At 59.9% G+C, this 20,060-nt stretch carries 10 protein-coding genes; 3 read left to right on the forward strand and 7 right to left on the reverse strand.

Annotated features, from left to right (window positions below; all coding sequences use genetic code 11):
- Window positions 1-288: 288 nt before the first annotated feature.
- Complete coding sequence (gene rssC / locus KI243_RS21255) at window positions 289-771, reverse strand: anti-sigma factor antagonist RssC (RefSeq protein WP_017127881.1); 483 nt, start codon at window positions 769-771, stop codon at window positions 289-291.
- Window positions 771-1,952: a two-component system response regulator RssB gene (gene rssB / locus KI243_RS21260; protein WP_017127880.1), complete on the reverse strand. Its 1,182-nt coding sequence runs from the start codon at window positions 1,950-1,952 to the stop codon at window positions 771-773. Before rssB ends, rssC begins: the two co-directional genes overlap by 1 nt.
- A 404-nt stretch (window positions 1,953-2,356) precedes the next feature.
- Here rssB and KI243_RS21265 point away from each other — a divergent pair, with 404 nt between their 5' ends.
- Window positions 2,357-2,641 (forward strand): PilZ domain-containing protein, encoded by a 285-nt coding sequence (locus tag KI243_RS21265; protein ID WP_017127879.1) that lies wholly within the window; start codon window positions 2,357-2,359, stop codon window positions 2,639-2,641.
- A gap of 79 nt (window positions 2,642-2,720) precedes the next feature.
- On the opposite strand, the gene KI243_RS21270 is transcribed toward KI243_RS21265, so the two are convergent.
- A complete protein-coding gene (locus KI243_RS21270; RefSeq protein ID WP_017127878.1) occupies window positions 2,721-3,407 on the reverse strand; it encodes a VacJ family lipoprotein in 687 nt (228 codons plus the stop codon).
- Between the two features lie 200 nt (window positions 3,408-3,607).
- Between KI243_RS21270 and KI243_RS21275 the strand changes: the two genes are divergently transcribed.
- Entirely contained in the window at window positions 3,608-4,219 is a 612-nt protein-coding gene (locus KI243_RS21275) for an HAD family phosphatase (protein WP_177119071.1), read from the forward strand.
- Window positions 4,220-4,340: 121 nt separating this feature from the next.
- Window positions 4,341-4,604, forward strand: a complete 264-nt coding sequence (locus KI243_RS21280) for a DUF4404 family protein (protein WP_177086790.1) — start codon at window positions 4,341-4,343, stop codon at window positions 4,602-4,604.
- A 78-nt stretch (window positions 4,605-4,682) separates the two neighbouring features.
- Here the strand turns inward: KI243_RS21280 and KI243_RS21285 are convergent, their stop codons facing one another.
- From KI243_RS21285 to KI243_RS32945, 4 genes are all read right to left on the reverse strand, one after another.
- Window positions 4,683-9,689: a DUF6543 domain-containing protein gene (locus KI243_RS21285; protein ID WP_212809884.1), complete on the reverse strand. Its 5,007-nt coding sequence runs from the start codon at window positions 9,687-9,689 to the stop codon at window positions 4,683-4,685.
- A 288-nt stretch (window positions 9,690-9,977) separates the two neighbouring features.
- Window positions 9,978-14,840: an NAD-glutamate dehydrogenase gene (locus tag KI243_RS21290; RefSeq protein WP_212809885.1), complete on the reverse strand. Its 4,863-nt coding sequence runs from the start codon at window positions 14,838-14,840 to the stop codon at window positions 9,978-9,980.
- Between the two features lie 383 nt (window positions 14,841-15,223).
- Window positions 15,224-18,727 carry a glycosyltransferase gene (locus KI243_RS21295; protein WP_244861762.1) on the reverse strand — a complete coding sequence of 1,168 codons (3,504 nt, stop codon included), beginning with the start codon at window positions 18,725-18,727 and terminating at the stop codon, window positions 15,224-15,226.
- A 1-nt stretch (window position 18,728) separates the two neighbouring features.
- Window positions 18,729-20,051 carry a glycosyltransferase family 2 protein gene (locus tag KI243_RS32945; protein ID WP_348529745.1) on the reverse strand — a complete coding sequence of 441 codons (1,323 nt, stop codon included), beginning with the start codon at window positions 20,049-20,051 and terminating at the stop codon, window positions 18,729-18,731.
- Window positions 20,052-20,060 lie beyond the last annotated feature (9 nt).

The raw sequence follows: 20,060 nt of genomic DNA on the forward strand, positions 1-20,060 counted from the left end.
TCGTTCTTCGCTGGCAAGCCAGCTCCCACAAGGACCGCGTTATCGTTTATCGCTGGTAAGCCCAGCTTCCACAGGGACCGCGTTATCGTTCTTCGCTGGCAAGCCCGGCTCCTACAGGGACCGCATTATCGTTCTTCGCTGGCAAGCCAGCTCCTACAGGGACTGCGTTATCGTTCTTCGCGGGCAAGCCCGGCTCCCACAGGGGCCGGCGGTGTTTTGGGAGCAGCGCAAAAAGGGCGACATCCAGGTGGATGTCGCCCTTTTTTGTACGCTCGTGGCGTCAGTCGCTCAACTGCGCTCCAGCGCGTTCACCAGGTCGTGAAACGCTTCGCGGTTGGAGTCGTTCAAGCCCATGAGGATCTTGTGCGCTTCCAGCACCTTGACCCGCACCACTTCTTCCGACTGGTCCTGCGAAGGCAGGTCGGTCAGGCATTCCGGGCACGGGATCGGGCGGTTGACGATGTTGAACACCTGGTCGAAACCCATGGACTGCAACAGACGGGTGATGTCGTCGTGGACGGTCACCACGGTCGGCAACAGGCCCACTTTCTGCCGCGACAGGATCGAGAGCTTGGCCAGCAAGCCCAGGGTGGTGCTGTCGATGCTGCGGGTTTCGGTCAGGTCGATCACGATCGCCGTGAAATTCAGTGCCGTGAAGATCTTCTCGATCGTGGCATCCAACGCTGAACACAGGGTCAGGCGCACTTCACCAACGAACTTCAGAACGAAGGTGCCATCCTGTTCGGCGAACTGGATTCTACCGGTACTCATCAAAGATTCCTGCTCAACACTAACAAGGCGATATCATCCGGCATCTCCCCTAGCGTGGCCAATCCAAAAACCTGGCGCAAGCCATCCAGGCTGCCGCCGGCTGTTCTCACCAATTCTGGCAAGGCAGCCTCTTTCTCTTTGAGTGTATCTTGCTGCAAAAGATCCAGAATGCCATCAGACATCAGTGTAAGACTAAATGTCGGCGGCAGTTCCAGAATGTGGTCTTCATAGGTGGCCTCGTTGAACAGGCCCACCGGCAGGCCACGGCCTTCCAGGTAACGCACGCTGTCCGGGGTGTACAACACCGGCAACGGCAGATGACCACCGATGCTGTAGGTCAACAGCCCGGTTTCTTCATCGATCACGCCACCCACCATGGTCACGTGCTTGCCCAGCTTGCAGTTGATCAGGCCACGGTTGATATGGCCCAGCACCTGCGAGGGGGTGAATTCCGGCAAGGTGCCGTTGCGCTTGGACTCGAACAGCAATCGCGTGGTCATGAACTTCAACAGCACGGTGACAAAGGCCGACGACGCACCATGGCCGGAGACATCCGCCAGGTAGAACGCCACACGCCGCTCATCGACCCGGAAGTAGTCGACGAAATCGCCGGACAGGTACAGGGACGGAATGATCTGGTGGGCGAAGTTGAAGTCGTCGATGCTCCAGGGACTGACCGGCAGCATGTTCATCTGGACCTGGCGACCGGCGTTCTGGTCTTCCTGCAACAGATGGAGGCTGGCTTCGAGCTCGCGGTTGGCGGTCTCGAGCTTTTCCCGGTAGCGCTGGTTTTCCAGCAGCAGGCGCGCACGGTCCAGGGCCCGGCGCACGGAGTGCTCCAGGACGGCGAGGTCTTCGAGGGGCTTGATCAGGTAGTCCGCCGCACCCAGGCGCAACGCTTCGACGGCATCGTTCATGACGCCCGCGCCCGAAACCACGATCACCGGCGTTTGCGGCGCGAGGTCGGTCACCTGGCGAATGAGCTCGAGGCCACCCATCTGGGGCATGCGCAGGTCGCAGATCACCAAGTCGGGCTGTGCTTGCTCGAATACCTGAAGTCCCTGCAGGCCGTTGCTGGCTTGCAGGACGCTGAATCCGCTGTCTTCCAAATAGGCCGCAAGGCTTGCGCGCACTACTTCGTCGTCATCAATTATCAGCAGCGTGGCACTGGTTTTTTGCATGTGGGCAAACGGCGCCAGAATTAGGTTGGCGTAGACGGCAAGGCTTTATGCCCGGCTCGTACTACTGGATTCACTCGAGAGCTGCCTGCACGACGATCATGCTGCGTCAAAAACAGGCCCGGAATGCTCATTGACAGCAGCCAACTCCACGTCCTCTCCTGTTTTTGCCTTGCCTGATCGCCGCTCGGCGAATTCTCGTACAGGCCTCAGCCTCTCTGTCTCGATCGGTCGGACGATCACGTCCGGTGCATCGGTATCAGAGGTGCCCTTCTAAGGCGCAGACGGTACTCCCATCCGCCGGGCGTTTCAAGCTCATGCCGATGGTCGCTTGAGGTCTTTACACCTCAAATCACCGGGAGTTATAAGAAGTGTGAAAACCACAACGGAATCGAAGGACAGAGTCCATGAGCCAAACCGATCGTGACTACAGTGAAAAGCGTGATTACATCCGGATGCGCGTCGATGCCGACGTGACGCTGATCCACGCCGGCCTGGAGATTTCAGCGGTGTGCCTGGACCTGTCCAGCACCGGCATGCAGGTCGAGGCGCCCCGGCAGTTCAACGCCGGCGACCGGATTTCGGTGCGCATCGACTCCGATCACCCGGCGCTCAAGGGCCTGGAGGCGGAAACCGAGGTGGTGTGGGCCAACGATCAGAAACTGGGCCTGCGCATCCTGAAAATGCGCTGAGCGCAATTACCCCCATGAAAAAGGCGACTCACCGAGTCACCTTTTTTCGTTTGCGCGGCGCAAAGCCAGGGGCCGGGGACTAGAAGTCGTCGACGACCTTGCCGTCCTTGACCTTGAACTCGCGGTTCTGCAGGTAGGCGTTGCGGATGAAGATGTACTTGTCGCCGCTGATCAGCTTCTCGCTCGACAGCAGGCTGGCCCGGGTGTCGATGATATCCAGGCCGAAGGTGATGTTGCGCGCCGGCACGTCGTTGATGTAGCGGTACGGTTCGGTGTAGCTGTCCACGTACTTGGACGGCGCATCGCGCAGGGTGCTTGGGCCGAGGAACGGGATGACCACGTACGGACCGCTGCCGACGCCCCAGTGACCGAGGGTCTGGCCGAAGTCTTCGTCGTTGCGTTGCAGCCCCATCTTGGTGCCGACGTCGAAGAAGCCCGCCACGCCGAGGGTGGTGTTCAGCAGGAGGCGCGCGGTGTCGACGCCGGCCGCCTGTGGCTTGAGCTGGAGCACGTCGTTGACCAGGTTGCCGACATCGCCGAAGTTACGAAAGATGTTGTGGATACCGTCTTCCAGGAATTGCGGCGTGACCGCCTGATAACCCTGGGCCAGGGGTTTCAGGGCGTAGGTGTCCAGTGCATCGTTGAACTTGAAGATAGGACGGTTGACGCTTTCCCACGGATCTTCGTCCGCCGCCTGTGCGGCAAATGGCACCAGCGCAACGCTGGCACACAACGACAACTGAGCTAGACGATCGATCCAGCGCATAGAGAGAAACTCCTTGGATGAGACGGGATGCGGGGCGCCATGCCCTGATTGATGAGGCGCAGTATAAAGCGGATGCCCGGGTTTAGGCAGTATGACTCGGACAAGTCCTACAAAGAATTACAGGTTAGGCCAAGGACGAGCAGTCATCCAATTGTCATGGCGGCGCCTTATTCTGCGCAGTCATCATCAGGGACGCTGCCATGCCACTACCCGCCGTCGCACCTTTGCCCGTGCCCACCGCCCTGCTTTTCGGCCTGACCGGTTGCCTGGTGGATTTCGGCGCCCGCGCCCGCCCGCACCTGGATCCGGACGAGCATAACCACGCCACGCCGGGTGCCCTGGAAGTTCTCCAGGGCCTGCAACAACGCGGCGTGCCCTGCGCCTGGCTGGATGAATTGCCCCACGCCGTCAGCCAACCGCTCGCCGCGACCCTGCCCGACTGGATCAAACCTTCCCTGACTCCCGCCAACTGCGTGCAGTGGCCGGCGCCCAATGCCTGCTGGCATGCGCTGATGGCGCTCGGCGTGGAGCAACTGGAAGGCTGCGTGCTGGTCAGCGGCGAACCGCGCCTACTGCAATCGGGCCTGAACGCCGGGCTGTGGACCATCGGCCTGGCCTCCTGCGGCCCCCTGTGCGGCCTGTCGCCCATGGAGTGGCAGGCACTGCCGCAGAAGGAACGGGAACGCAAGCGCGGCAAGGCCACCGTGGAGCTGTTCAGCCTCGGCGTGCACTCGGTGATCGATCACCTCGGTGAACTGGCGACCTGCCTGGACGATATCGCCCTGCGCCGGCTCAAGGGCGAGAAACCCTGAGCACGGGTCTTGATCAGGATCAGGCACGGATCGCCGTCGTGGATTACTCTGAAAGGCAGGCACAGACCTTTATCGCCGTACGAAGGTCTATGCCAGAGACTATCCATAGAAGGAAACCACCATGCCTGCCCGCGAACTGCAAGAACAACTCGATACCCTGCGCGAGCAACTTGAGCAGAATCCACCGCTGTCCGAAGCCGAACGTGAAAACCTGCAGGACCTGATGCGCCAGATCGAACTGCAGTTGAAACTGGAAACCGCGACCCAGGACAGCAGTGTGGCCGACGGCGTCAACCTGGCGGTCGAGCGCTTCGAACTCGAACACCCGGCCATCGCCGGCACCTTGCGCAATATCGTCCAGGCCCTCGGCAATATGGGGATCTGACCCACCGATAGCTGAGCCAGGCCCCTTGGCGGCCCGTCCCGATCCGGTATAGCTACGGCTGCTTTCAAGGGGCGGGCTTCACGGATCCGGGCTTTCGGGCGCCTGGGCACGGTCCAGTGCCTGCTGGGTGATCCGCACTTCCCCGGCTTTTCGTTCGCGATCGATCGCTTCCAGCGCCTGCTCATAGACGCTATCGTCCATTTCCCGGCCAACGGGAATATCCGCCTCGGCGATCCCCAGGACACTCGCTCCCTGCTTCACCGTCGCGGTCCAGCCGGCGATTTCCCCGGCCGAGGCCTGCGGCTGCCGCGCCAGGCCTTCCAGCGCCTCGCGCAGTTCTTCCAGGGCCTGCAACTGTTCCTGCGCGACGACCGCATGCCGTTGCGTCTCGGGCAGGGTCTCCAGGTAATCCCTCCAGAGCGGTTGTTCAAGCAGCAATTCGACCTGCCTGCCGGGTACGTTCTCGGCAGCCAGGATGCGATCGCCCGCTTCCCGGGTCATGTCCCGGGTCACATTGCTGGCGCCGCGATACAGCATGGTCAGGGGCTGCCAGGGCAGCGCCAGGCGCTTGGCGAGATCGACACGGTAGGCCAGGTAGATCTCGACCTCATCGACATGGGGCGAGCGCTCGTCAGCAGCCGCGGCCGCCACCTGCCCCGCCGCCTCGATTTCGGCCTCGCTCAGGCCCAGCCCGCTGGCCGTCGCGACGGCCTGCGTCCTGGCGTCCTCGATATGGCCGGCCCGGGTGATCTCCTGGCTGGCGGTTTCGACCTTGGCGATATCGTTCAGTCGAGCCAGGCGCGAGCGCCCCAGGGCGAGCCGCGTGTATGCCGTTTCCCTGGCATCATCCGCCAGTTGCTGCGCCTCGTAGAGCAGGACCTCGCCGCCCAGGCGGCTGAACACCTCTGTAAAGCCATCGGCACAGGTTTCCAGGTCGCTCGTCCAGTCGAACAGGAGCTGACGCAAGCGGGTGTCGGCCACTGCCGCCTCGATCATCCGCCAGACCCGCCGGATCAACTGATCCCGGTATTCGACGCGATAGTCGGCCGAGTAACGCAGCGCGGCAATCGACTCCAGGAACGTCTGGCTGCCCGGCTCATCGACCATCAGGCTCCACAAGGTCCTTAGCCGTTCCTGTTCGGCAACCGGGATACTGCTGTTCAGCCAGTTTTCCACGACCGGCATCAGCTTCGGCACCCCCTGCTCCAGGACGCCCGTGTCCTCCGGCAGGGTGAAGCGTATCGAGGGACGGTCAATGAACTGGGCGATCGCATAGCGTGTCGGCGCATCGAAGGGATTGCCGTATAGCAATACCGTTCTCATCCTGCGACTGCTCAGGCTGTAGAAGCTCCAGGGGATCGAGGTCAGGCGGTTTCCCTGCAGGTCCAGCACGGCCAGATCGAGCAGGTCCAGGGCCCCGAGGGGCCAGATGGACAACCCCGTACGCTGCAACTGGAGCCCTTGCAGCCTGGGCATCCCGCTGGCGCTGAACATCCCCAGGGGATTGCCGTCCAGGTTCAGTCGCCTCAGGCGTTTCAGACTGCGCAGTTGCTGCCCCAGCGTCACGGTCCAGACGATCCGGTTGCCGTTGAGTTGCAGCCTGCGCAACTCACTCATCTCGCCAATGCCGACCGGCAGCCGCGTGAGCCTGCCCCCGGATATCTGCAACTCGCGCAACTGGGTGAAACACTTGAGAAAGGTATCGAGGTCGCGGCGATCGCGCTGCCCGACCAGGGTCAGCTTCAACGAGACCACATGATCGAAACTGCCCTCTTCGAGTTCCGGCAACTTCAGCAGGCGTTCGCCCGACAGGTCCAGTTCATGCCCCAACGGCTGGCCGCCGGCATCGAGCAGCGGCGGCGACTCCCGGCGCCAGCACCTGCGGATCCGCTCCACCACCCGTGACTTGGCCGCCTTGTTGACCAGCCAGCCGCCGCTGCTGCCACGCTCGTACTCACCGTCGAGCCGCCAGTATTCCAGCATCAGTTTCAGGCGATGGTATTCGTCCTGCCGTTTCTTGAGGGCCCTCAGGAAAACCCCGTCATCCGCCCCTTCAACTGTCAGGAACTGGCGGACCACCTCCACGTCCTGGCCGGGATAGAGCTTGTCCACCAGCAGTTGCAGATGACTCGGCGACACCCTATGCACACCCTGCCGACCGCCGAGCGGATAACCGATCCGGCCATCGCTCAAACGCATGGGCGACCTGAATCCGGGCTTGATCGCCTGCATGTCCAGCAACGAGCGAACGCGTGGGCGCGACAACTCCAGGTGACGTGCCACCGCCTGCCTGAACAGCTCCGGGGCAGTGGTGCGCGAAAAGCCCAGTGCCTGGAGCCGGTTATCCGGCAGCGCCTGCAACAGCGCCATCTGGAGATCGCCAGGCCGGGGCTGCCCTTCGATCACATAGCCCCCCGACGTGCGCAGCAACGCCAGCGGCGTGTCGGAGGTCGGTCCCAGGCTGTCGAGCAGGCGTCGCCCGCCCGGTGCCAGCTCGGCAGGCTCATACAGTTCGACGCGCAGGTTTTCCGACCAGCCCGGCAGGTTCTCCAGTGAATGCAGGAACAACCGGTCGGCATCCAGGCTGACCGAAGACTCGATGAAAAGCCCCTCATAGGCCCGGGCGATACGGACCTGCTGCGCATACCGGCGACTTTCTTCCGCCAGCCGCAACGGCACCCTGCCCGCCTCCAGCGACGCCACCTCATAGCTGTTGGCCGCACCGGTCAACTCATCGGCAATCATCGTCGGCAGGTTGGGGAAATCACGCTTGAACAAGGCGGCAAAGGCATTGCGCGACCGGCTGCGAAATTGGTAATAGGCCTCGAACAGCGCGCTGCGCTGGTTGCGGGCCTCGTCGGCAAGCCGCCGGTTCAGCGCCGTCAGTTGTTCGGCATCGGTCAATCGCGCCTGGCCCGGCTGGCGCCCGAGCAATGTATCGACCTCTTCCCGGTCAAGCCCCTGCAACACCACCTGGAGCAGTTCGGCGTCATGGATCTGGGCTTCGGTCACGGTCACCACCGGCAACCGCGCCTTGTCCGGCGGACCGTATTCCTTCAGCACCCGCCCTTCGCCATTGACGAACCGCAACACCCGGGTCGGCGGCCACAAGGCTTCCAGCAACTGTTCCTGGATATGCCAATCGACCACGCCACCATTGGTCGTACCGGTGTCGATAAACCGCTGGATGTCCGCATCGATCCGGAAGCGCTGCACCGTGTCGTTGAGCAGCGCCGGGCAGCTCATCTGATCCAGGTACACCGGCCGCAACTGATCGGCCTCCACGCCGCTGATGGTCATGATCCGGGTCGCCTGTTCCGGGGAAAAGTCCGCCACTTCGGGTCCCAGGCGTGCAAACAGCTTGAACGCATCCCACTGCAACGGCTCCTCCAGCTCATGGGTCCAGGCGCCCGAGCCGTTGTGACTGAACAGCGGCGAATAGGTCGTGCGGGTGGGATGCTCGGCGCGATACTCATGGCTGACACGAGTGGGACTGAGCCGGTAGTAGTCCCCGTCCAGCGATAGATAAGTACTGGCATTGCGCGTGTGCAGGCCCGACGCGTCGGGCCTGAGGCCTTCGGGCAGGGCCAGAGCCTGTCGATAGGGGGCAAGGTCGGCTTTCCATAAGCGGGTGTCACCGTCCGCCAGCCTGACCTGCTTGAGGCTGTCGATAAAAGCCGTCGCCTCGGTATTGCGGGCCAAGGCCTGTATAAAGGCGCCGAGTTCCAGGTTCAGCACCACACCGAGAAAGGCCAGTACGGCCTGCTTTTTGTCGTCGTGGTCCCACGCCTCGATGCCTTCGTAGACCTGGACCAGCATCTGGGCCGCAGCCACCGCCAGCATCGCCTCGCCCAGGCCCGGCACGAAAAACAGCAGGTTGACGCCCCAATCCAGGAAGGCATGCCAACGGGCGCTGCGGGTCTTCTTGTCCTCCGCGCCCGTCGACACCGCCAGTAACCGGGCATCATCGAGCATCTTGTCGGTGTGCTGCGCATAGAGCTCGAAAAAGGGATCGCCGGTGATCCGGGCAAGCTGCAACTGCAAGCGTGCCTGCTCATCAGGCACCCGCCGGCCGGTTTCGCCACTCACGGGATTCAGGCGTTCGTTCAGCACGGTGAAAAACACCGGTTGAGAACGCAGATGAAGGTAGCGCCGAAACTCGTGCCGATACCCCGGGTCACGCAGCCGGCGCCGGAGATCATCCTCGAAGGCCGCCAGGCTCGAATACTGCTTGAGCGCCTGTTCGCCATCACCGGACAGGTACACCACACAGGGACAGGATTCACCACTGCTCGGGACGTCGAAACGGATCAACAGGACGCCCTTGAGCAAGGCCCCCCGATAGCCACCGTCAGGGATGCGCACATCGAGCATCTTGATTTCATGAAACTGCACGGCATGCAGGCTCCAGAGGGGACTGGCGTTGCCGCCGACCCACTGCTTGAGCATCCGGTAGGCCGAGTCGTCGATATGCCCTTTCATCACGGCAATATCGGCCTGGAGCGCCAACTCGGAGATTTCGTTGGTCATGAACAATCGACGAAACTCGTCATCGCGTTGCCCGGAGGCATTCTTGCGTAACAGGAAAGACTCGATATGCTCTTTATATTTACCGCCCAGGTCCAGCTCGCGACATAACCGGGCAAATACCCGCGGCGTAAACTCCTTCAGCAACACGCCTGAAGTCTTGCGCAATATCTGCGAGCCTCTATCGAAACCAAAGTAGGTCGTTTCACTCTCTTCGAAGTTCTGCAATGCGGCCTGCAACAGTGTTTGTTGCGTCAACCGTTGCTGATAGGGTGTGGACAGTGTTTGCGCCGCCAGTATGTGAACATGCCTGAGCTGGTCCTCATGCACGTCCAGGCCCGGGCCGAATTCCTTGTCCAGGGCGCCTTGCAGAAGCGGCGCGGCAAACGCCTCCGGGCTTTGCAAACCGCGTAGATACGACGCCAGGCGAGCCTTGTCCGACTGATGGCGCCGCAGGCTGTCGGCGTAAGCGCTACGGGTCGCGAAGGGTGCATCCTTCAACCAGGCCGGCAGCCGGCTGGCCACCAGGGCATGATAGCCCTCACCATCAAGTACCACAGCAACATTCGATGTTTCAAAAGCAGAAACCTTGAATAACCTCAATCTCCTTATACTAATCTTCATCGCCCTGATAAAAAGTTCAAATAGCCAATCGCTTCCGCACTCCTTCCATCTATATTATCCACCCATGAAATATCTATTAACGCCCTCCCACAACCAAACCAGCAAACAGCTTTTCGGCTGATCGCAAACTCCTTTCATAAAGTGCAAATACGCTTGTACCGCCATCAATAAAAAAGCCCCGACTCTCACGAGTCGGGGCTTTCAGTTACCACTTGTTCCAGGCTATGCGAGTACGGATTGACCAATCATTGCCAGGTCCATCAACTCACGGTTGGCCACTGCGTACATGGCGTAGTCGGTGCCGCTGGCGGCACGGATTTCCACCAGCATTGCACGCCAGCGATCGGCCATGCTCGCGTTCTGCTCCAGCCACAGGGCTACGCGGGCTTCCATGTCTTCCGGCGCGTCGGCCAGTTTCAACACGGAGATGGTGATCGCCCGCTGCTGCCAGTCGACATCGTCGCGGAACGCTTCGCGGGCCTGGGCCTGCCAGTTGTTGCCGACACGCAGGTCGCTGATCTGCTGGGAATACCAGGTCAGGTCCAGGGCACTGCCCACCGCGAAGTAGGCCTTGGCCACTTCGGCGGCGTCGTGACCGGTGACATCGGCCGCTTCGATGATCGGCAACAGGGTGTACAGGTGCGTGGTACCGGCCACCATGCGCGCCAGCAACTCCGGTACACCGGCCTGGACATAGGCCTGGTAGCGGGTCTGCCAGACTTCGCGGGTCGGACCTTCCAGCAGTTCGTCGAGCTTGAGGCCCAGGGCTGCCAGGTGCGGACCGAAGTGCGCGACGTCACGGGCGGCATCCTGCTCGTTGCGACGGCTGCGCAGGAACCAGCGCGTGGCGCGACGGCCCAGGCGCATCAGTTCGTCCATCAGTTCCAGTTGGGTCTCGGCCGAGACCTTGTAGTCCAGGGCCTCGATCTGACGGAACCAGTGCGGGAGGTGGAAGATGTCACGCACGATGACATAGGCACCGGCGACATTCGCCGGGCTCATGCCGGTGGACTCCTTCAGGCGCTGCACGAAGGTGATGCCCATGTGGTTGACCAGGTCGTTGGCGATCTGGGTACTGACGATTTCACGCTTCAGACGGTGACGACGCATGGCATCGGCGAACTTGCTCACCAGCGTCGGCGGGAACGCGGTTTCCATGTCGCGGGTCAGGTACTCGTCGTCCGGCACCTTGGAGTCGAGCAAGGCAGCCTTGAGGTCGATCTTGCTGTAGGAGATCAGCACCGACAGTTCGGCACGGGTCAGGCCCTGGCCGGCCGCCACACGCTCCACAAGCTGCTCTTCCGACGGCAGGAACTCGATGGCGCGGTCCAGCTTGCCACGGCCTTCCAGGTCGTTCATCAGGCGCTTGTACTCGGCGATCCGGTCGTAGGCACGACGGGCTGCCAGGGACAGGGCCTGGGTCTGCTTGTAGTTGTTGCCGAGCACCAGGCCACCGACCTCGTCGGTCATGCTGGCCAGCAGCTGGTTGCGCTGCTTGTCGGTCATATCGCCAGCCTGCACCACTTCGTTGAGCAGGATCTTGATATTCACTTCGTGGTCGGAACAGTCCACGCCACCGGCGTTGTCGATGAAGTCGGTGTTGGAACCGCCGCCATTGAGGCCGAACTCGACGCGACCGAGCTGGGTCATGCCCAGGTTGCCGCCCTCGCCCACCACCTTGCAGCGCAGTTCGTTACCGTTCACGCGCAGTGCATCGTTGGCCTTGTCGCCGACATCGGCGTGGCTTTCGCTGCTGGCCTTGACGTAGGTACCGATACCGCCGTTCCACAACAGGTCCACCGGCGCCTTGAGCAAGGCGTTGAGCAGTTCGGTCGGGGTCAGCTTGTCGGCGCTGATGTCGAAGCGCTCTTTCATCTGCGGGGAGATCGCGATGCTCTTCGCGCTGCGCGAGAAGATACCGCCGCCTTCGGACATGATGCTGGTGTCGTAGTCGGACCAGGCCGAACGCGGCAGGTCGAACAGGCGCTGGCGCTCGGCGAAGCTGGAAGCCGGCTCCGGGTTCGGGTCGATGAAGATGTGCAGGTGGTTGAAGGCCGCGACCAGCTTGAGCTTGTCGGACATCAACAGGCCGTTGCCGAACACGTCGCCGGCCATGTCGCCGACACCAACCACGGTGACGCTGTCTTCCTGGACGTTGATGCCGCGCTCGCGGAAGTGACGCTGTACGCCCACCCACGCGCCCTTGGCGGTAATGCCCATCTTCTTGTGGTCGTAGCCGGCCGAGCCGCCGGAAGCGAAGGCGTCGCCGAGCCAGAAACCGTAGTCGATGGCAATGCCGTTGGCGATGTCGGAGAAGGTCGCGGTGCCCTTGTCCGCCGCTACCACCAGGTACGGGTCATCGTCGTCATGACGCACGACGTTGGCCGGCGGCACCAGGGCGCCGTCCTTGAGGTTGTCGGTGATGTCCAGCAGGCCGGAGATGAAGATGCGGTAGCAGGCGATACCTTCGGCCGCGATCTCGTCACGGCTGCCGCCCAGGGGCAGGCGACGCGGCAGGAAGCCGCCCTTCGCGCCCACCGGCACGATGACCGAGTTCTTCACTTGCTGGGCTTTTACCAGGCCCAGGACTTCGGTGCGGTAGTCTTCCTCGCGGTCCGACCAGCGCAGGCCACCGCGGGCGACGTTGCCGAAGCGCAGGTGCACACCCTCGACCCGTGGCGAATAGACGAAGATCTCGAATTTCGGCACCGGCTTGGGCAGCTCGGGGATCGCGTGCGGGTTGAACTTGAAGCTGAAGTACGACTTGTTCTGGCCGTTGGCGTCGGTCTGGTAGAAGTTGGTCCGCAGGGTTGCCTTGATCAGGTCGAGGTAGCGACGCAGGATGCGGTCTTCGTTCAGGACTTGGACGTCGTCCAGGGCGGTCAGGATCGCCTGCTCCAGGCGCAGTTGCTTGTCGTCGAGGTCGTCGGCGCTCAGCTTGCGGGCCAGGTAGAAGCGGGTCTTGAACAACCGGGTCAGTTCGCGGGCGATATCGGTGTGGTTGTTCAGGGTGCTGGCGATGTAACCCAGGTCGAAGCCCAGGCGGATCTGCTTCAGGTAGCGGGCGTAGGCACGCAGCAGCGCCACGTCGCGCCATGGCAGGCCGGCGGTGAGCACCAGGCGGTTGAACGCATCGTTCTCGGCATCGCCACGGACGATGTGGACGAAGGCGTCCTGCAGGGTATCGTTCAGTTGCTGGATATCCAGGTCCAGGCCTTCGGCAGCGGTGAAGGCGAAGTCATGGATCCAGAACTCGCGACCGTTGCTGTGACGCAGGCGATACGGGAACTCGCCCAGTACGCGCAGGCCGAGGTTTTCCAGGATCGGCAGGACATCGGACAGTGCCAGCGGGGTATCGGCGTGGTAGAGCTTGCAATGCAGCTCGCGCTGGCCGGACACCTGGCCCAGCGGCTGGTAGAAGCTCATGACCAGCGGGTTGGCTTCGGTCAGGCTCAGCAGGTGCTGCATGTCGACCACGGCCGAATGCGCGGCGAAACGCTCGCGGTAACCGGCCGGGAAGCCTTTCGGGAAGTCCGACAGCACATTGGTGCCGTGGGCTTCGCCGAAGCTCTCGACCACCAGGCTGGCGTAGTCGTCCTGCCAACTGCGGCAGGCCTGGACCACTTCTTTTTCCAGCAGGACCGGATCGATGTCCAGGCGGTTCTTCGGATCGACCCGCAGAATCAGTTGTACACGGGCCAGCACGGACTCGGAGAAGAAAGTCCAGAACTCGCAGTCGGTGGCTTTCAGGCGATCCATCAGCACTTGCTGGATCTTCTGGCGCACTTCGGTGGAGTAGATGTCACGCGGCACATAGGCCAGGCAGTAGCAGAAGCGACCGTACGGGTCTTTGCGCAGGAAGACGCGGATCTTGTTGCGTTCCTGGATCTGCACGATCGACATCACGGTGCTGAACAGCTCGTCCACCGGCGTCTGGAACAGGTCGTCGCGCGGCAGCACTTCGAGCACCTGGGCCAGTTCCTTGCCCAGGTGGGCCTTGGACTGGAAGCCGGAGCGGTGTTCGATTTCCTCGACCTTGCGGCGGATATACGGAATCACGCGCACGCTTTCGCCATACACCGACGAGGTGTAGAGACCCATGAAGCGGCATTCCTTGACCACCTTGCCGTCGGCGTCGATCACCCGCACCGAAACGAAATCCGGGTAGGCCGGGCGATGCACGCGGCTCGGGTGCGCGGCCTTGGCGAACGACAGCGGGGTCGGCTCGGCCAGGTAGTTCACGGCGTAGTCTTCGATGCGCAGGTCATCGGCGGTGAGGCCGGCACGCAGCAGCTTGGTCAGGCCGAGGAAGGAATTCTGGTCATATTCGATGTGACCGCCGTTCTGGTCGTCACGGACCACGAACTCTTCGTAGCCGAGGAAGGTGAAGTGGTTGCCCACCAGCCATTCCAGGAAACTCTTGATCTCGCTTTTTTCATCAGCTTCGATGGCGAACTGGCTGTTGTCGATGCCTTCGATCAACTGCTGGACCTTGGCCTTCATCGGCTCGAAGTCAGCGACCGCGACCCGGACTTCCGCCAGAACCTGTTCCAGTTCTTTTGACAGCACGTTCAGTTCGGCGGCGTTGGCACAACGGTCGATCTCCAGGTACATCAGCGATTCGTGAAGAATCCCCTCGCCCTGGGTGCCTTTTGGCAGGATTTCGAGCAGTTCGCCCTTGCTGCCACGGCGCACGCTGAGCACGGTGGTTTGCAGGGTATGGATGCTGTAGCCGCGGCGGTTGAGTTCTGTACGCACCGAATCCACCAGGAATGGCAGGTCGTGGTGCAGGACTTCGACGGCGGTGTGGGTCGACTGCCAGCCATGGCGTTCGTAGTCGGGGTTGTAGACCCGGACTTGTGGCTGGGCGTGATCGAAGCGCTCCAGCAGGCGCCAGGCCGACAGGGTGCAGCCGGCGAGATCGGAGAGCCGACGCTGGGTCAGCTCGTCCAGGGAAATGATGCCGAAGAACTGTTCAGCAAACAACGCCACTTGTGGCAGTGCCTGTTCGCTGATGTGCTGCGCCAGTGCCGCTTGCAGTTGATGCTGGAAGTCGGCTTTGCTGGCTGCGGTGAAGAACGCCATCTGTGGTACTCCGCTTGGGCTTGTTATAGAGAGAAGCGTCGCGCGTTTTCCCCGTAAAAAGGGGTCCTGCATCACTCTGCAGGGTATATCTGGGCAGTGCAGAGTGACAGGTTGATGAAGCTGGCCGCGACCCAGGGGTCACATTCACGTTCGAAGATTAGCTTCTTCGGGGGCCGCCGCCGATTCTACAGGCCGGGCACGGGGAGAAAACTATCCGTTGCGCAGCTTAACGAGTGGGCGAACGCCCGTGCTTGCGGCGCTGCGACATATTCGGACATTGGCAGGTAGCGCAGGGGGAAACGATGCGTTTCAGCCCGGTACGGAGCGGGTTGCCCGCCCCGCCATGTCGCGACCGAAGCAGGACAGAAGCGTGCCTGATCGACTCAGGACTCGGTCAATTGCGACAAGACCTTTCTTGCCGGCTCCCAGCTCCAGTTCCTTACCGTCCTGAAGCCGGAATTTCTCAACCTGTCACGCAAGCCATCGTCATCCATCAGCCTCCTGACAGCCGATCTCGCGGCCAACACGTCGCCGGAGCCCACCTTCAACACATTTTCTCCATCCACCGCATACTCAATCCCGCCCTTCACCTCCATGACGACAACGGAGCAGCCACAGGCCATGGCCTCCAGCGGTGGGTAGGCAAAGCTCTCTATCCTGCTCATCTTCAGCAGAATGTCGCACGACGAGTAAATCCTGCGCATATCCTCCTGCCTGACCTTCTGGAAAAAACGATCGACGCGCCAATGCGGCTCCGGAACACCGTCACTGCTGACGACCCACAACTCACAATCGAGCTCGCTGACCGCGGCGTATGCATCCGCTACCCCCTTGAAAGGAACGGAAACAGGTCCCTCGATCAGAACACGCGGGCACTGCGGGTTCTTTTCTGATAGCGGAACATCCGGATAAAACAGAGCAGCATCAATGCCATTGGGAAGATAAACGACCGAACGCCCAAACTCGTCCCGCAGGAAATCAACGATCCAATTCGCAATGCCGATATATTCGATATCCTTGCCATAGGTTTGTGCGACGCGACGTTTCAATGCGGGATCTTCATAAAAAAGTCGCTCATCCGACTGAACCAGGTACAGCTTTCTTCCAGCCGGAATTTTTTCAAGCCATTCGACGGTGGTCCAGAACGTCGCAAAAAGCATGTCGATGTTATCAATCCCACAGGCTGATAACTCATTCAGCCGGTACACGCGGATCGCAGGATTTCCATACCAATCGATATCTCCCTGTCCGCCAAGATCAATCACGAAAGCATCGTGACCTTCGTCAAGCAGCAGGCTGACATGCTTCAGCGCGACGGCTGCGCCCCCGGATATACCCAAGCCGGCCAGGAGAAAGGCGATTTTCTTGGGGCTGGGCCCCTTTTTGCGGTATTCGTCCCTGAGCAGGGATTGCCAGTGGCTATCGTCGTTCTTGAAGTTCAGTTCATTGTTGCCGGCATGCAAGCGCAGATCGGTGAGAACATAGGGAATGGCCTTGAATTTCGCGCCATGATAGGCAAGCCGCAGCCATAACTCATGGTCTTCCCTGTATTCCATCCGATGTTTCAGTAACCCACAGCGCAGAAGCGTATCTCGCCTGACCATGACGGTGCTTTGGCAAGGCACACAGGTTTTCTCCAGCATCTCCAGGCTGCAATCGGGGCTATAGACCACCTGACCATTGACCAATCCATCGATTGCGCGAGTGCCATCCAGTAACGCGCGCCAACCGCCATAGACCACATCCACGCCACTTTCCAAGACCGGCAGGCAAACCTCCAGGCGATCGACGGCAGCGATATCGTCACTGTCGAGGAAAGCGATGTATTTACCTTTCGCTTCAAGAATCCCCTTGTTTCGACCTCGCACAGCGTTGCCCGAACTGGTGGGGAACTTGAAGATCCTGACCAATGGGTTGTCGCGAAACTCCTCGATCACCGTCAAGGTCTGAAGGGGAGAACCATCGGCAACCAGAATGACCTCGAAGACCTGTTGCGTCTGGGCCAGGGCCGAATTCACCGCTTCACGCAACACCTCGACCCGATCATAGATAGGGATGACAAACGAAACCAAAGGCGCATCCACCGCCAACACGGAGCTTTCAGCCTTGTTGAATCTCGCCAGTTTCAGCGACGCCGTCTTCCTTTGTCGCCAACGCAGCAGAAAGCCGGTTGCCCTGCGTACAAATGGCACAACACCTTGCTGGCGCAATACAAAAACCGAATTATCCAGTAGCACCTTCATATAGGCCGCTTGCAGCCTGCACCACCGCCCAAGGCGCCGGAATGGGGCAGTGATTTTCCAACTGGTCGAATCGAGTGTCGACATCAACTCTTGACGCGACAACGCCAACAGTCTCTCAAGTTCGGCAATCCGCCGAGTCGACTCCTGCGTCACTTGCCTCCTGGAATATGAAGCATCCTGTAGCTCCTGATTGGCCAAGGCCAATTCGTCACTCAGCCGGGCGATCCTGGCCTCTTGCTCACAAAGCAAGCCATTGGAAACTGCCAGCCGCGCTCGCTGTCCTTTGGAGTCCAGATTGGCATGAGGCGCCTTTTCTTCCTGTTTTGCCGTGCGAACAGGGGCTGCGGCCAGCTTGGCTTCCCAATCCGCCCGGGTCATGTTGAATGTTTCCATATTGGAAGAACAGCTCTCGAGCTCCCCCTCCAACCGGGCCACCCGACCTACACAATTCGAGAGTTCGGTATTCAAGAGCTCGACCTGGGCTTCACGTGCGATCAATACCTTGTTCACATCCCTATCCACCACGTCTTGCTCAGCTTCAGATGGGTTGATGTTTGCCAGTCGGGCATCGCGTTCAGCGACAGCCTGTTGGTAGTTTTTTATCACCCGTCGTTGTGCCAGAAAGACTTCTGACTCCCTGGACAATATCTCGATTTCAGTTTTGGAAAACTTCCTGAGCAAAGGAAAGCTCTTGCACTGGTCAAGAACCGCTATCAAATTCCGCTTGAGCGAAAACCGATCAAGAGCAAGGTCCCTCAACGAACGGGACTGCGCCAAAGTCGCTTCGTACCCGGCGACCATCTCTTCAATGATCTGAGCTGCTGAAAGCTTTCTGGGCGTACATCGACCTGAGAAGTTTTTTGCGAATGCCATCTCAAAATGACTGCTGGTGATCCAGCCGGGGCCACCAAAACGATCGTAGCAATAGACGGGGATACCAGCAGCCAGACAATACTGCACAGTTTTCCCGATACTGATGACAGCGTCGTACTGACGGATCAATTCAGGGGTCACTCTTTTCGGTGTCCCCTGAAGGCCAATCAGCTCGACATTGATGCCACGGTTTTCGAGCAATGCCAACAGTTCAAGAACTTCATCGGGAGCATGATTTGAAACAATCCCTATGGACCGAAGTTCGGGCCGGGCCGAATGCCTGATTACCTCAAAATACTCTGCGGGTGCGGCGTTGGGAAAAATACCGAGACGGTCAACGAGGTGAGGATAGCGCGCGGAAAAATGCTCGAAATTTTCCTGAGAATGAACAAGGTACTGTGAAAAAAGTATATTCGGCAGCGGCGGTGTTTCGAGCGGTTCGAAATGAGACAAGGAAGAATAGAAAGCATGCCTGGCCGAAATCCGGTCACGCACCAATAAATGATACGCCACCACATAATGGCTGACCCATACAAGGTCAAAGTCCTTGTCGGCCAGACTGACAACGGAAAGATCGACAAAATACAGCCCTTTCGCGTTCAGCTCGGCCTCGATGAAACCACCCACCTCCATCGCCGCGAGCACAACCTCATACCCGAGGTCCGCCAAGGCTGCGGCAACTTCCAGGGTTGCCATCTCGGCACCCGCAAAATCCACCAATCGGGAACACGCGACCAGCGCCTTTTGCCCCTTGAATTCAGTGCATTTCATATCAGTTGATCTTTATTGAGTTTTCGAATAGCGCACCACTCCACGCCTGTAACTCACCATCAAAATCAGACAGTTCATGAAGCGCCCGCCCTTTGCGCTTTGACCATTTTTCTCCATAGGGCACCCAGGGAAAGTGAGTACTGTAGTAGTCGCAGGTGGCATCCCAGTGCTCATACGAAAGACTTTTACCGTAATGCTGGCAGAAAAAATTGACATCGATACGACCAGTGACCACGGGCTCCCTGGCATCCAACCCGACAAACTTCACCGTTTCACGATTCTGCCAGAGCATGAGTATGTCCCGCCGCTCCACGCCAAACAGGCGTCTGAAATTCAAGAGTGGTGTTCCGGGCATATACGGAGCGTCATCTCCTCGACTCATATAGGCGTCAAACAGCTGGATCCTGACTGCCTCGGGCTTGCAATCCAATGATGATGTCACGTACTCCCGGATGCGCCCGATATATCGTTCATCCGCGTCACAGCACATGCACCAGCAAAACTCGAAATGCCGTCGTGCCATTTCCAGCAATAATCCCCGATGTCGGGTTTCAGACAACAGTCGATTATCGGCGCCGGACAGCCACTGATCGTTCTCCACGATCAATACAACCTTCTCGCACGATTTCAACAACTCACGGGTGCCATCATTGCTGGCATCTTCATAGACACAGATATAATCAGCGAACGTCGAGAGGTGATCGAGCGTATCCGGGAGAACAAGCTCTTCATTGCGCACCCGGAGCAGTACCAGCAGCGGTACTCGACAATCAGCTTTCGCCGGCAGCCCGGGCCGTATCCACAAGCGTTCGCTGCTATTGAGCTCCCAACAGGCACTGTTGGTCCACTCATGATCGGACCTCAACACACCGTCGACTTTTGCCAAGCCTCGCGAGCTTCTTTCCATCTTGATATCAAACTTAAAGCACGATTCCAGTTTGTCGTATGAGAACATCCCATGCTCATCCGAAACAGAGAGCACGCCACGATAAGATCCAGGAACAAAATTATTATTCCTGATAACCAGAGAAACGCTCTCATTGGCTTGAGAGAAAAATATATCGTCTCTCAGGGTGCTGAAAATTGTCACCACTTTTTCGTCAGCGTCATAAATGATCAGGCCGATACCATATACAGGCGGCACACCGGCAAACCGCAATTTTATTTCAACACGTATTTCATCGCCCATTTTGTAAACTTGTCTATCAGCGATAACCGACTCGATCTCGATTGTCCTGGCTTTCGGTTTGAAGATTGAAACCGGCGGTTTTCCACTTTCCGGGGCTTGCAAGGGCGCATTGCCCTGGCGAATCGCCTGTTCCATCTCCGCCTG

Origin of the sequence: Pseudomonas sp. Ost2, assembly GCF_018326065.1 — a bacterium.
Lineage (GTDB): Bacteria > Pseudomonadota > Gammaproteobacteria > Pseudomonadales > Pseudomonadaceae > Aquipseudomonas > Aquipseudomonas gingeri.